The 14080-nt window shown below is 53.4% G+C and carries 13 protein-coding genes; 7 read left to right on the top strand and 6 right to left on the bottom strand.

Annotation, left to right across the window (positions count from 1 at the left end):
- Positions 1-47: 47 nt before the first annotated feature.
- Positions 48-455 carry an OsmC family protein gene (locus OGY67_RS21775; protein WP_003827750.1) on the bottom strand — a complete coding sequence of 136 codons (408 nt, stop codon included), beginning with the start codon at positions 453-455 and terminating at the stop codon, positions 48-50.
- 308 nt (positions 456-763) lie between these two features.
- Between OGY67_RS21775 and crp the strand changes: the two genes are divergently transcribed.
- Both crp and OGY67_RS21785 read left to right on the top strand, forming a co-directional pair.
- Positions 764-1396 (top strand): cAMP-activated global transcriptional regulator CRP, encoded by a 633-nt coding sequence (crp, locus tag OGY67_RS21780; RefSeq protein ID WP_000242758.1) that lies wholly within the window; start codon positions 764-766, stop codon positions 1394-1396.
- Positions 1397-1447: 51 nt separating this feature from the next.
- Positions 1448-3535, top strand: coding sequence for a YccS/YhfK family putative transporter (locus OGY67_RS21785; RefSeq protein WP_008786302.1), 2088 nt, complete (start codon positions 1448-1450; stop codon positions 3533-3535).
- Between the two features lie 90 nt (positions 3536-3625).
- Here OGY67_RS21785 and argD read toward each other — a convergent pair whose 3' ends face one another.
- The 5 genes from argD to ppiA form a co-directional block, all read right to left on the bottom strand.
- Positions 3626-4843: a bifunctional acetylornithine/succinyldiaminopimelate transaminase gene (gene argD / locus OGY67_RS21790; RefSeq protein ID WP_008786303.1), complete on the bottom strand. Its 1218-nt coding sequence runs from the start codon at positions 4841-4843 to the stop codon at positions 3626-3628.
- 85 nt (positions 4844-4928) lie between these two features.
- On the bottom strand, positions 4929-5492 hold the full coding sequence (pabA, locus tag OGY67_RS21795) for an aminodeoxychorismate synthase component 2 (protein ID WP_136391418.1): 564 nt from the start codon (positions 5490-5492) through the stop codon (positions 4929-4931).
- 31 nt (positions 5493-5523) lie between these two features.
- Complete coding sequence (locus tag OGY67_RS21800; RefSeq protein ID WP_005121664.1) at positions 5524-6126, bottom strand: putative adenosine monophosphate-protein transferase Fic; 603 nt, start codon at positions 6124-6126, stop codon at positions 5524-5526.
- Complete coding sequence (gene ficA / locus OGY67_RS21805; protein WP_003827708.1) at positions 6116-6283, bottom strand: FicA/YhfG family antitoxin; 168 nt, start codon at positions 6281-6283, stop codon at positions 6116-6118. The genes OGY67_RS21800 and ficA overlap by 11 nt, the downstream gene beginning before the upstream one ends.
- A 106-nt stretch (positions 6284-6389) precedes the next feature.
- Positions 6390-6962: a peptidylprolyl isomerase A gene (ppiA, locus tag OGY67_RS21810; protein ID WP_003023595.1), complete on the bottom strand. Its 573-nt coding sequence runs from the start codon at positions 6960-6962 to the stop codon at positions 6390-6392.
- 264 nt (positions 6963-7226) lie between these two features.
- Here ppiA and tsgA point away from each other — a divergent pair, with 264 nt between their 5' ends.
- The 5 genes from tsgA (at position 7227) to cysG (ending at position 13927) form a co-directional block, all read left to right on the top strand.
- Positions 7227-8408 (top strand): MFS transporter TsgA, encoded by a 1182-nt coding sequence (tsgA, locus tag OGY67_RS21815; protein ID WP_032945197.1) that lies wholly within the window; start codon positions 7227-7229, stop codon positions 8406-8408.
- Positions 8409-8679: 271 nt separating this feature from the next.
- On the top strand, positions 8680-11223 hold the full coding sequence (gene nirB / locus OGY67_RS21820) for an NADPH-nitrite reductase large subunit (RefSeq protein ID WP_008786307.1): 2544 nt from the start codon (positions 8680-8682) through the stop codon (positions 11221-11223).
- Positions 11220-11546: a nitrite reductase small subunit NirD gene (gene nirD, locus OGY67_RS21825; RefSeq protein ID WP_003023590.1), complete on the top strand. Its 327-nt coding sequence runs from the start codon at positions 11220-11222 to the stop codon at positions 11544-11546. Before nirB ends, nirD begins: the two co-directional genes overlap by 4 nt.
- Positions 11547-11732: 186 nt before the next feature.
- Positions 11733-12542, top strand: a complete 810-nt coding sequence (gene nirC / locus OGY67_RS21830; RefSeq protein WP_008786308.1) for a nitrite transporter NirC — start codon at positions 11733-11735, stop codon at positions 12540-12542.
- An 11-nt stretch (positions 12543-12553) separates the two neighbouring features.
- Complete coding sequence (gene cysG, locus OGY67_RS21835; protein WP_286574489.1) at positions 12554-13927, top strand: siroheme synthase CysG; 1374 nt, start codon at positions 12554-12556, stop codon at positions 13925-13927.
- Positions 13928-14080: the final 153 nt, after the last annotated feature.

The raw sequence follows: 14080 nt of genomic DNA on the forward strand, positions 1-14080 counted from the left end.
GTTTATATCCTGTAGGCCTGATAAGTGTAACGCCATCAGGCATGGCATCACGCAGCAGCAACCACTTCATAGGAATGGGTAATGTTCACCGCCTTTTCCAGCATCAACGCCACGGAGCAGTATTTTTCCGCGGAAAGATCGACGGCGCGGGAGACAGACGCATCTTTGAGATCGTTACCCGTTACGATGAAATGCAGGTTGATGTGGGTAAACAGGCGCGGCGCTTCATCACGACGCTCTGAAGTCAGCTTCACTTCGCAGTTGGTCACATCCTGACGACCCTTTTGCAGGATCGATACCACATCAATTGCGCTACAACCGCCAGCAGCCATTAATACCATTTCCATCGGGCTCGGCGCTTTATCACCGGAGTTACCGTCCATCAAAATTTGGTGGCCAGAGGCGGACTCACCGAGGAAGGTTAACCCCTCAACCCACTTTACACGCGCTTGCATATTTCGTAACTCCAATGTTTCAATTTTCCTGACAGATTACGCGCACATAACAATTCTCGCAACGGAAGGCGACCTGCGTCATGCTGAAGCGAGACACCAGGAGACACACGGCGAAAGCTATGCTAAAACAGACGGGATGCTACAGTAATACATTGACGTACTGCATGTATGCAGAGGACATCACATTACAGGCTGCAGTATATTTTTGACAGCCCCTTTCCCAGGTAGCGGGAAGCATATTTTTGCAAACCCAGAGGCAGCGTCGTTTTCTGGCTCTGGAGACAGCTTATAACAGAGGATAACCGCGCATGGTGCTTGGCAAACCGCAAACAGACCCGACTCTCGAATGGTTCTTGTCTCATTGCCATATTCATAAGTACCCATCGAAGAGCACGCTGATTCACCAGGGTGAAAAAGCGGAAACGTTGTATTACATCGTTAAAGGCTCCGTGGCAGTGCTGATCAAAGATGAAGAAGGGAAAGAAATGATCCTTTCTTATCTGAATCAGGGCGATTTTATTGGTGAATTAGGCCTCTTCGAAGAAGGTCAGGAACGTAGCGCCTGGGTACGTGCCAAAACCGCATGTGAAGTCGCTGAAATTTCCTACAAAAAATTTCGCCAATTAATCCAGGTCAACCCGGATATTCTGATGCGCCTGTCTTCTCAGATGGCTCGTCGTCTGCAGGTCACGTCTGAAAAAGTGGGCAACCTTGCCTTCCTCGACGTAACCGGTCGTATCGCGCAGACTCTGCTGAATCTGGCGAAACAGCCTGATGCGATGACCCACCCGGACGGCATGCAGATTAAAATCACCCGTCAGGAAATCGGCCAGATCGTTGGCTGCTCCCGTGAGACCGTCGGTCGTATTCTGAAGATGCTGGAAGATCAGAACCTGATCTCCGCACACGGTAAGACCATCGTCGTCTACGGCACGCGTTAACCCCATCGAAGTGGCGCGTTACCCAGTAATGCGCCACTTTTGTTTACTCCGATGTGGCGAAGACTGATATACCACCCAGAGATCAACTACGCACTACGACAAACGCTGGTGCTATGTTTACCTGTGGCTGTTGGTCTGATCATCGGTCAGCTTCATTTGGGGCTTCTCTTTTCCCTCGTCCCTGCCTGCTGCAACATTGCCGGTCTTGATACCCCGCACAAGCGCTTTTTCAAACGCTTAGTCATTGGTGCATCGCTGTTTGCCGGGTGCAGCTTGATCATGCAGCTACTGCTTGCGCAAACTATACCGCTACCATTGATCCTCACCGGCCTGACGCTCATTCTTGGCGTAACCGCCGAGCTAAGCCCCTTGCATGCGCGATTACTGCCAGCCTCGCTTATCGCGGCGATTTTCACGCTCAGCCTGGCCGGGAATATGCCCGTCTGGGAGCCGCTGCTGATCTACGCGCTGGGCACGTTATGGTACGGCCTGTTCAACTGGTTCTGGTTCTGGATGTGGCGCGAGCAACCGCTCCGCGAATCGCTCAGCTTGCTGTACCGTGAATTAGCCGATTACTGTGAAGCCAAGTACAGCATGCTGACCCAGCATGCCGACCCAGAAAAAGCGCTGCCTCCCCTGCTGGTTCGCCAACAAAAGGCGGTGGATCTGATTACCCAGTGCTATCAGCAAATGCATATGCTGTCGGCACACCACAACAACGAATACAAACGCCTGCTGCGTGCCTTTCAGGAGGCGCTGGATTTACAGGAGCATATTTCCGTTAGCCTCCACCAGCCAGAAGAAGTGCAAAAACTGGTTGAGCGTAGCCACGCGGAGCAGGTAATTCGCTGGAACGCGCGAACCGTCGCCGAACGCCTTCGGGTACTGGCCGATGATATTTTGTATCACCGCTTGCCGACCCGTTTCTCGATGGAAAAGCAGATTGGCACGCTGGAGAAAATCGCCAGGCAGCATCCGGACAATCCGGTGGGGCAATTTTGCTACTGGCACTTCAGCCGTATTGCCCGCGTGCTACGGACCCAGCGTCCGCTGTATGCCCGTGACTTAATGGCTGACAAGCAGCGTCGATTGCCGCTGATCCCTGCCCTGAAAAACTACCTGTCGTTGAAATCCCCAGCGCTGCGCAATGCCGGACGCATTAGCGTTATGTTGAGTATCGCCAGCCTGATGGGCAGCGCCTTACACCTGCCAAAGCCTTACTGGATTTTGATGACAGTCCTGTTTGTTACGCAAAATGGCTACGGGGCGACCCGGGTGCGCATCTTACACCGTTCCGTAGGTACGCTCGTTGGACTGGTTATTGCCGGCGTCACGTTGCACTTTCATATTCCCGAAGGTTTCACGCTGGCGGCCATGCTGCTGATCACCCTGGTGAGCTATCTGATCATCCGTAAAAACTACGGCTGGGCTACCGTCGGTTTTACGGTAACGGCGGTATACACCCTGCAACTGCTGACGCTAAACGGGGAAGAGTTTATCGTGCCGCGGTTTGTCGATACGGTCATTGGCTGCTTAATCGCCTTTGGCGGCACGCTCTGGCTGTGGCCACAGTGGCAGAGCGGTCTGCTGCGTAAAAACGCCCACGATGCGTTAGAAGCCGACCAGGAGGCCATTCGTCTGATCCTCAGCAACGATCCACAGGCCACGCCGCTGGCGTATCAACGCATGCGCGTCAACCAGACGCAAAACACGCTGTTCAACTCGCTGAACCAGGCAATGCAGGAGCCGGGATTTAACTCGCACTACCTTGCAGACATGAAACTGTGGGTTACGCACAGCCAGTTCATCGTTGAACACATCAACGCGATGACGACGCTGGCAAGGGAACATACGATGCTGACGCCGGATTTGGCACAGCGGTATCTGGAGTCCTGTGAAATTGCACTCCAGCGCTGTCAACAGCGGCTGGAATATGATGGGCCGGGAAGCTCGGGAGATGTGAATATACTCGAAGCGCCAGAGATGCTGTCCCATGGTCCGTTAAGCACCCTTGAGCAGCATCTGCAGCGGGTTCTTGGGCATCTGAACACCATGCATACCATTTCGTCGGTAGCATGGCGTCAGCGACCGCACCACGGGATCTGGCTGAGCCGCCGACTACGGGACATGAAAGGTTAAGAGATTTGCCGGATGCGCTACGCTTATCCGGCCAACGAATCACACCTTACCCTGTAAGCCGGATAAGGCGCTCGCGCCGCTGTCCGGCAATCAGCCCACCACCTTCGCTACCGCCTGCGCGAAGCGCTGCATCCCTTCATCGATATCCGCCTGCTCTACTACCAGCGACGGCGCGAAACGCATTACGTCCGGCCCGGCGTTCAGCACCATCACCCCTTCGTGCGCGGCGGCATAAAGGAAATCGCGTGCCCGGCCTTTAAACTGCGGCTTCAGCTCAGCGCCAATCAGCAGCCCCATCCCGCGAATATCGCTGAAAATATCGAACTGTTGATCAATCTTGTGCAAATGCTGGACAAACGCCTGACGCCGGGCCTGAATGCCTCCCAGCACGTCCGGCGTGTTGATGATATCAAACGCTGCCCCCGCTACCGCGCAGGCCAGCGGGTTACCGCCGTAGGTGGAGCCGTGCGAACCCACGTGGAACGCGGAGGCAATCTCCTGAGTGGTCAACACCGCGCTTACCGGGAAGCCGCCACCGAGCGCCTTCGCGCTGGTGAGGATATCCGGCGTCACGCCGTAGTGCATATAGGCAAACAAATCGCCGGTACGCCCCATCCCACTCTGCACTTCATCAAATACCAACAGCGCCTGGTGCTGGTCACAAAGTTCACGCAAACCTTGCAGGAATTCCGGCGTTGCCGCAGTGACGCCGCCCTCTCCCTGAATAGGCTCAACCACCACCGCGCAGGTGTGATCGTCCATCACCGCTTTGACCGCATGCAGATCGTTAAACGGAACATGGATGATATCCGCCGGTTTTGGCCCAAAGCCGTCGGAGTATTTCGGCTGCCCACCAACGGATACGGTAAACAGCGAACGGCCGTGAAACGCATTATGGAAGGCAATGATTTTGGTTTTGAACGGGCTATGACGCACGCAGGCATAGTGGCGCGCCAGCTTAAAGGCGGTTTCGTTGGCTTCAGTACCGGAGTTCATGAACAGCACGCGCTCGGCAAAGGTCGCATCAATGATTTTACGGCCTAAGCGCAACGCCGGTTCGTTGGTAAATACGTTGCTGGTATGCCACAGGGTTTCACCCTGGGTTTTTAACGCCTCAACCAATGCCGGATGGCAATGCCCTAACGCGGTCACTGCAATGCCGCCCGCGAAATCAACATACTCTTTGCCCTGTTGATCCCACACTCGACTCCCTTTTCCTTTTACCGGGATAAACTCAGCCGGTGCATAAATCGGCAGAATCACTTCATCGAATGTCGCGCGCGTAATTGCAGTTTGTTCAGTTGCCATGTCATTACCACCCTGTTAAGCAGAAACGCCAGTGAAATTATAATCACAAAATATGAATAAAAAATCACTGAATAGCAACTACAAATCAGCGATTGAGAAAATTAGCCAGCAGCTGATGCCCCTGTTCGCTGAGAATACTCTCCGGGTGAAACTGTACCCCTTCCATATCCCACTCGCGGTGACGAATGCCCATAATCTCCTGCGTCTCACTCCAGGCTGTCACCTCAAAGCACTCGGGAAGCGTCTCAGGGGCAACCACCAGAGAGTGGTAGCGCGTCACCGTTAATGGGTTAGCGAGTCCCTGAAAAACACCCTGCCCGTTATGGGTAATCGGCGAGGTTTTACCGTGCATCACTTTAGCCGCCCGAACTACGCTCGCGCCAAAGGCCTGCGCCATCGCCTGGTGGCCAAGACAAACACCCAACAAGGGGAGCTTACCGGCGAAATGACGAATAACCTCCAGTGAGATACCGGCGTCATCCGGCGTGCATGGCCCAGGGGAAATCACGATTTTTTGCGGGTTCAGCGCGTCGATTTGCGCCAGCGTCAGCTCGTCGTTGCGCCGGACAAGGACATCAGCACCCAGTTCGCAGAAGTATTGGTACAGGTTCCAGGTAAAAGAATCATAGTTATCAATAAGCAGGATCATGGCGGCTCCGGTACATAAGAACCGCGCTATTCTACTCAGTTTCCGGGGCTTCGCTTACCACTTTACGAAATATCGCCCGCAGTGCAGACAGGTCACCCATCGCCCCGCTCTGATTAGCCTGATTCCACTCCTCAACCGGAATGCCATCCCAGCTCAGCATATACCCGGCATGAATAGCTAACTGTTCGAAGAAAATACGCTGCGCCAGGCCACTGCCAATGCGAAACGGATGCAGCACATTGATTTCGCAATAATAGTGCGCAAGACGATCGACAAACTTGTCTTCCGGTAATCCCACCAGCCAGGACTCATCTTCCAGGTCCTGCATCAGCGCATTGCCCTCTTTCTCGATATAGGCGAAGTGGCAAAAGCGAGTATCGCCCTGGTAAATATCGACTTCACGCAGGTGTCCCGCCCAGTCAAAAATATCCCGATACAGCTGGCGATGAATGGCGCACAGGTGCGGTAAGCCCCGTTTAAGCGGCCCCAATTCGATAGTCGCCGCACGCAGCGCTGTCAGTTCATAAGCCGCCTGCGCTAAACGCTGCGCCTGATGAATCCCCAGACGGTTACGCATGACATTCAGGCCCGGATATAAATACGGGTCGCGACCATCACCGAATTTATCGCTCATAGTGCCTCCTCAGCTCTTCAAGACGCGCCAGGGCGTCTTCAGCACTCAGAGTAACCCGTGGAATATCTACGCCTTCCAGCCGTCGGCTGGCCTGGAAATTAGCGTTTCGCCGTTGTTCCCACAGCCTGGACTTTTGTTTATCGGTGAGTTTTTTCACGTGACCTCCCTGAATGAGCCGACACTTGCCACAAGTATAAGCAGCAATTTCGGGTTACGCAGAGAGAGGGGTGAACGCGGGCAAGAACTACCCGCGCAAGATACGATTACGGCAGGACTTTAGCAGAAAGGATAACAATCGGTTTTGACGGGACATTCTGGTATGGACCGACATCATGGGTCTGTACCTGAGAGATTTTATCCGCGACATCCATACCTTTCACAACTTTACCAAAAACAGCGTAGCCAAAGTCGCGCTGGCCGTGATCGAGGAAAGCGTTATCTGCAATGTTGATAAAGAACTGGCTGGTCGCGCTGTCTTTATCCGCTGTACGCGCCATAGCAATCGTGCCGCGAGTGTTACGCAGTCCGTTATCGGCTTCATTCTTGATTGGCGGGTTAGGTTTCTTCTGCTGCATCTGCTCGGTAAAACCGCCGCCCTGCACCATAAAGCCTGGGATCACACGGTGGAACGTGGTGTTGTTATAGAAACCACTGTTGACATAATCGACAAAGTTTTGCACTGAAACCGGGGCTTTCTGACTGTTCAGCTCCAGCTCAATGTTACCAGCAGAGGTTGTCAGCAGAACATGTGGATCACCTTTTGCTGCCAGTGCTGCGGGGGAGAGAGCAGAAAGAGCGAGAACAGCTGCAACAGCCGCCAGAGTCGATTTGAGCATGAGAATTCCTTAACAAGAGCAGAAATGAAGCAAGTGAATTGATTCTAAAGAGCCTTCAAGGACAAGGCCATCCCTTTACTTAATTTTACGTACCTGAAACAAATGTAACCTCATGGCTGCAAGTATCAATGTGATCAAGATCACATAGAAAAATGTAACGCACCAAGTTATTACCGATAAATATTTAAATGCGTCACTAAAGCGCCTAAAATCTGCCCGCTCACGGCGCAGTCAATGCGCCTTACACTTCTATACAGGCCAGTCATGACTAACAGCAATCGCATCAAGCTCACATGGATTAGCTTTCTCTCCTACGCCCTGACAGGTGCGTTGGTAATTGTCACCGGGATGGTGATGGGAAACATAGCAGATTACTTCCATTTGCCCGTTTCCAGCATGAGTAACACCTTCACCTTCCTGAATGCCGGCATTCTGATCTCTATCTTTCTGAATGCATGGTTAATGGAAATCGTGCCACTGAAAACCCAGTTGCGCTTCGGCTTTATCCTGATGGTACTGGCCGTTGCCGGACTGATGTTCAGCCATAGCCTGGCCTTATTCTCCGCCGCCATGTTTGTTTTGGGCCTGGTGAGCGGTATTACCATGTCGATTGGTACGTTCCTGGTAACGCAAATGTACGAAGGTCGCCAGCGCGGTTCCCGCCTGCTGTTTACTGACTCCTTCTTCAGCATGGCCGGCATGATTTTCCCGATGGTTGCCGCGTTCCTGTTAGCGCGCAGCATCGAATGGTATTGGGTCTATGCCTGCATCGGCCTCGTATACGTCGCCATTTTCCTGCTGACCTTCGGTTGTGAATTCCCGGCACTGGGTAAACACGCTCAGCAGTCAGACGCGCCGGTAGTAAAAGAAAAATGGGGGATTGGCGTGCTGTTTCTGGCGATCGCTGCACTGTGCTACATCCTCGGTCAGTTGGGTTTTATCTCCTGGGTCCCGGAGTACGCCAAAAGTCTGGGCATGAGCCTGAACGATGCGGGTAAACTGGTCAGCGACTTCTGGATGTCTTACATGGTTGGCATGTGGGCATTTAGCTTTATTCTGCGTTTCTTCGATTTGCAGCGTATCCTGACCGTACTGGCGGGTCTGGCTACCGTCCTGATGTATCTGTTTATCACCGGTACGCCAGAGCATATGCCGTGGTTTATTATGACGCTGGGCTTCTTTTCCAGTGCGATTTATACCACCATCATTACCCTTGGCTCCCAGCAGACGAAGGTCGCCTCACCCAAACTGGTTAACTTCGTTCTGACCTGCGGTACCATCGGCACCATGCTCACTTTCGTCGTCACCGGCCCTATCGTGGCACACAGCGGCCCGCAGGCGGCATTGCAAACAGCTAACGGCTTGTATGCGGTTGTATTCGTGATGTGCTTTATTCTTGGGTTTGTCACGCGCCATCGCCAGCATAACGCCCCAGCAACGCATTAATCTCACTGCCGGATGGTATCCACATCATCCGGCACATTCTCGCCCTCCTCTTCTTTCACTGGTCATGTAGGCCAATTCTTACAAAAACCCCTTAATTTGTACGCTATTTATACAAACACGAAAACCCAAATAATTCCGTCACTTATAAAAATGCTGACAAATCAGTTATATACCTCTTAAGGAGTATATAAGGGCGAATTTGATTTGCATCAATAAGCGCGGTTGCTGAATCGTTAAGGTAGGCAGTAATAGAAAAGAAATCGAGGCAAAAATGAGCAAAGTCAGACTCGCTATTATCGGTAATGGTATGGTCGGCCATCGCTTTATTGAGGATCTTCTTGATAAATCCGACGCTGCCAATTTTGATATTACCGTCTTCTGTGAAGAACCCCGCAAAGCGTACGACCGCGTACACCTGTCTTCCTACTTCTCCCACCACACCGCCGAAGAGCTTTCTCTGGTGCGTGAAGGATTCTACGAGAAGCACGGCGTTAAGGTGTTAGTGGGTGAGCGCGCAATTACCATTAACCGCCAGGAGAAGGTAATCCACTCCAGCGCAGGTCGTACGGTTTACTACGATAAGCTGATCATGGCGACGGGCTCTTACCCGTGGATCCCACCGATTAAAGGTTCGGAAACCCAGGACTGCTTCGTTTACCGCACCATCGAAGACCTCAACGCGATTGAGTCTTGCGCGCGCCGCAGCAAACGCGGTGCTGTTGTCGGCGGTGGTCTACTGGGCCTGGAAGCCGCCGGTGCGCTGAAAAGCCTCGGCGTTGAAACCCACGTGATTGAATTCGCCCCAATGCTGATGGCTGAACAGCTGGATCATATGGGTGGAGAGCAGTTACGTCGCAAAATTGAAAGCATGGGCGTGCGTGTGCACACCAGCAAAAACACCAAAGAGATCGTTCAGGAAGGCACCGAAGCGCGCAAAACCATGCGTTTTGCCGACGGTAGCGAACTGGAAGTCGATTTCATCGTCTTCTCTACCGGTATTCGTCCACGCGACAAACTGGCCACCCAGTGCGGTCTGGACGTCGCGCCACGCGGCGGGATCGTCATTAACGACACTTGCCAGACATCTGACCCGGACATCTATGCCATCGGCGAATGCGCCAGCTGGAACAACCGCGTGTATGGTCTGGTCGCTCCAGGCTATAAAATGGCGCAGGTTGCCGTTGACCATATTCTCGAAACTGAAAACGCCTTTGAAGGCGCGGACCTGAGCGCCAAGCTGAAGCTGCTCGGCGTTGACGTCGGCGGTATTGGCGACGCGCATGCGCGCACGCCGGGCGCCCGTAGCTACGTCTATCTCGACGAAAGCAAAGAAGTCTACAAACGCCTGATCGTTAGCGAAGATAACAAAACCCTGCTCGGCGCGGTTCTGGTGGGCGACACCAGCGATTACGGCAATCTGCTGCAACTGGTGCTGAACGCCATCGAACTGCCGGAAAACCCGGATTCACTGATTCTGCCAGCACACGCAGGCAGCGGTAAGCCGTCTATCGGTGTCGATAAACTGCCGGACAGCGCGCAGATTTGCTCCTGTTTTGACGTCACCAAAGGCATGCTGGTTGCCGCTATCAACAAGGGCTGCCATACCGTTGCGGCGCTGAAAGCGGAAACCAAAGCCGGTACCGGCTGCGGCGGGTGTATCCCGCTGGTAACGCAGGTCCTGAACGCCGAACTGGCGAAACAGGGTATCGAAGTTAACAACAACCTGTGTGAACACTTCCCGTACTCACGTCAGGAATTGTTCCATCTCATCCGCGTAGAAGGCATCAAAACCTTCGAAGAGCTGCTGGCAAAACACGGGAAAGGTTACGGCTGCGAAGTGTGTAAACCTACCGTAGGTTCCCTGCTGGCTTCCTGCTGGAATGAGTACATCCTCAAACCGCAGCACACGCCGTTGCAGGACACCAACGACAACTTCCTGGCGAACATCCAGAAAGACGGTACTTATTCCGTGATCCCGCGCTCTGCGGGTGGCGAAATTACCCCTGAAGGCCTGGTCGCTGTGGGCCGTATCGCGCGTGAATTTAACCTGTACACCAAAATTACCGGTTCTCAGCGTATCGGCCTGTTCGGCGCGCAGAAAGATGACCTGCCGGAAATCTGGCGTCAGCTGATTGAAGCCGGTTTTGAAACCGGTCACGCGTATGCCAAAGCGCTGCGTATGGCAAAAACCTGCGTAGGCAGCACCTGGTGCCGTTACGGCGTCGGCGATAGCGTGGGCTTCGGCGTGGAGCTGGAAAATCGCTACAAAGGCATTCGTACCCCGCACAAAATGAAATTCGGCGTCTCCGGCTGTACCCGTGAATGTGCGGAAGCTCAGGGTAAAGACGTGGGTATCATCGCCACTGAGAAAGGCTGGAACCTGTACGTTTGCGGTAACGGCGGGATGAAACCTCGTCATGCAGACCTGCTGGCAGCGGATATCGATCGCGAAACGCTGCTCAAGTACCTTGACCGTTTCATGATGTTCTACATCCGTACTGCCGACAAACTGACCCGTACCGCACCGTGGTTAGACAATCTGGAAGGCGGTATCGAGTATCTGAAGTCCGTCATCATCGACGACAAGTTGGGCCTGAACCAACATCTTGAAGAAGAGATGGCCCGTCTGCGTGAAGCTGTGGTGTGTGAGTGGACAGAAACCGTTAACACCCCATCCGCGCAGGTTCGCTTCAAACACTTTATCAACAGCGAAAAACGCGATCCGAATGTCCAGGTTGTGCCTGAACGTGAACAACATCGTCCGGCCACGCCTTATGAGCGTATCCCGGTGACTCTGGTGGAGGAAAACGCATGAGCCAGTGGAAAAACATCTGCAAAATCGATGACATTCTGCCTGCAACAGGCGTCTGCGCCCTGTTAGGTAACGAGCAGGTTGCGATTTTCCGCCCGTATCACAGCGACCAGGTGTTTGCGATCAGCAACATCGACCCGTTCTTTGAGTCCAGCGTGCTTTCTCGTGGGCTGATTGCTGAACATCAGGGCGAATTGTGGGTTGCCAGCCCGCTGAAAAAACAGCGTTTTCGCTTAAGCGACGGTCTGTGCATGGAAGACGAACAGTTCTCCGTGAAACATTACGAAGCGCGAGTGAAAGACGGCACGGTGCAACTGCGCGGTTAATTAATTTTGGGAGGCGCAACGCCTCCCCTTTTTTGACGTATTTGTAGGTCTTTTATTGGTAGGCCTGATAAGCGTAGCGCCATCAGGCAATTGCACAGGCACATTGCCGGATGGCGGCATAAATGCCTTGTCCGGCCTACGGTTACGATTTCTTTTTATTGTTTGTACTTCAAGGATAATCAACACATGTTCACAGACACTATTAATAAGTGTGCGGCTAACGCTGCGCGCATCGCACGCCTGTCGGCTAATAACCCGCTTGGATTCTGGATCAGTTCGGCAATGGCGGGAGCCTATGTGGGTCTCGGCATCATTCTTATTTTCACCCTCGGTAATCTGCTCGACCCGTCCGTTCGTCCTCTGGTGATGGGTGCAACCTTTGGTATCGCCTTAACGCTGGTCATTATTGCCGGTTCGGAACTGTTTACCGGTCACACCATGTTTCTGACACTCGGCGTCAAAGCAGGCACCATCAGCCACGGTCAGATGTGGGCTATCCTGCCAAAAACCTGGCTGGGTAACCTGGTCGGTTCCGTGTTTGTCGCCCTGCTTTACAGCTGGGGTGGCGGTAGCCTGCTGCCGGTCGATACCAGCATCGTCCATTCGGTTGCTCTGGCGAAAACGACCGCGCCTGCAATGGTTTTGTTCTTTAAAGGCGCACTGTGTAACTGGTTGGTTTGTCTGGCAATCTGGATGGCAATCCGTACCGAAGGCGCGGCAAAATTCCTCGCTATCTGGTGGTGTCTGCTGGCGTTTATCGCTTCCGGCTACGAGCACTCCGTTGCCAACATGACGCTGTTTGCCCTCTCCTGGTTCGGCCACCATAGCGAAGCCTATACCCTGTCAGGAATTGGTCATAACCTGTTGTGGGTGACACTCGGTAATACTTTGTCCGGTGTCGTATTCATGGGATTGGGTTATTGGTATGCTACGCCAAAATCGGAGCGTCCGGCTCCGGCAAAAATCAATCAGCCAGAGGCTGCTGCCAATAATTAAGGGGTAATGTCGTGGATCATTTGCCTATATTTTGTCAACTACGTGACCGCGACTGCTTGATCGTCGGCGGTGGTGATGTCGCAGAACGCAAAGCGCGGTTACTGCTGGAAGCGGGCGCTCGTTTAACGGTTAATGCGCTGGCGTTTATTCCGCAGTTCAAAGTATGGGCAGATGAAAACATGCTGACGCTGGTTGAGGGGCCGTTCGATGAGTCCCTGCTCGACACCTGCTGGTTGGCTATTGCCGCCACCGATGACGATACCGTCAACCAAAGCGTCAGCACCGCCGCAGAAGCACGCCGTATCTTCTGCAACGTGGTCGATGCGCCAAAAGCAGCCAGTTTTATCATGCCCTCCATTATCGACCGCTCACCGCTGATGGTGGCGGTCTCCTCCGGCGGGACATCGCCAGTGCTGGCCCGTCTGCTGCGTGAAAGGCTTGAATCCGTACTGCCTCAGCATCTGGGCCAGGTCGCGCAGTATGCCGGCAAGTTGCGCTCCCGAGTGAAGCAACAGTTTGCCAGCATGGGTGAACGTCGCCGCTTCTGGGAAAAATTGTTCGTGAATGACCGCCTGGCGCAGTCGTTGGCGAACAATGACCTGAAAGCCGTCGAGGAAACCACTGAGCAAATGCTCAGCGAACCGCTGGATCACCGTGGTGAAGTGGTGCTGGTTGGCGCCGGTCCTGGCGATGCCGGCCTGCTGACGCTGAAAGGGCTACAGCAGATCCAGCAAGCGGATGTCGTGGTCTATGACCGTCTGGTTTCCGACGACATCATGAACCTTGTACGCCGCGATGCAGACCGAGTGTTCGTCGGTAAACGTGCGGGCTATCACTGCGTACCGCAGGAAGAGATTAACCAGATCCTGCTGCGTGAAGCACAACAGGGCAAGCGCGTGGTACGACTGAAAGGTGGCGACCCGTTCATCTTTGGCCGCGGTGGCGAAGAGCTGGAAACGCTGTGCCATGCCGGAATTCCATTCTCTGTAGTGCCGGGTATTACCGCAGCCTCCGGTTGTTCTGCCTATTCCGGCATTCCACTGACCCATCGTGATTACGCTCAGAGCGTGCGTCTGGTTACCGGACACCTGAAAACCGGCGGAGAGCTGGACTGGGAAAACCTGGCAGCAGAGAAACAAACGCTGGTGTTCTACATGGGGCTGAACCAGGCGGCCACGATTCAGGAAAAATTGATCGAATTTGGCATGCAGCCCGATATGCCCGTCGCCCTGGTAGAAAACGGTACCTCCGTGAAACAGCGTGTCGTCAATGGCGAGCTGACTCAGCTAGGAGAGTTGGCGCAACAGGTTGAAAGCCCAGCGTTAATTATTGTTGGTCGTGTGGTAGGCCTTCGCGATAAGCTGAACTGGTTCTCAAACCATTAATTGAATGCAAATAAATGCCCTGACTCTCAGGGCATTTATTTTCTCGTTTATTATTCATGATTTATTCTCAAACCTGAATTAAGAAAGACTAAACTCATTCACCAACAAAATGAATCTGCGCTCTAATTTATAAAAAACACGTAAAATACCCTA

The organism is Citrobacter sp. Cpo015 (genome assembly GCF_030333035.1).
Classification (GTDB): domain Bacteria; phylum Pseudomonadota; class Gammaproteobacteria; order Enterobacterales; family Enterobacteriaceae; genus Citrobacter; species Citrobacter portucalensis.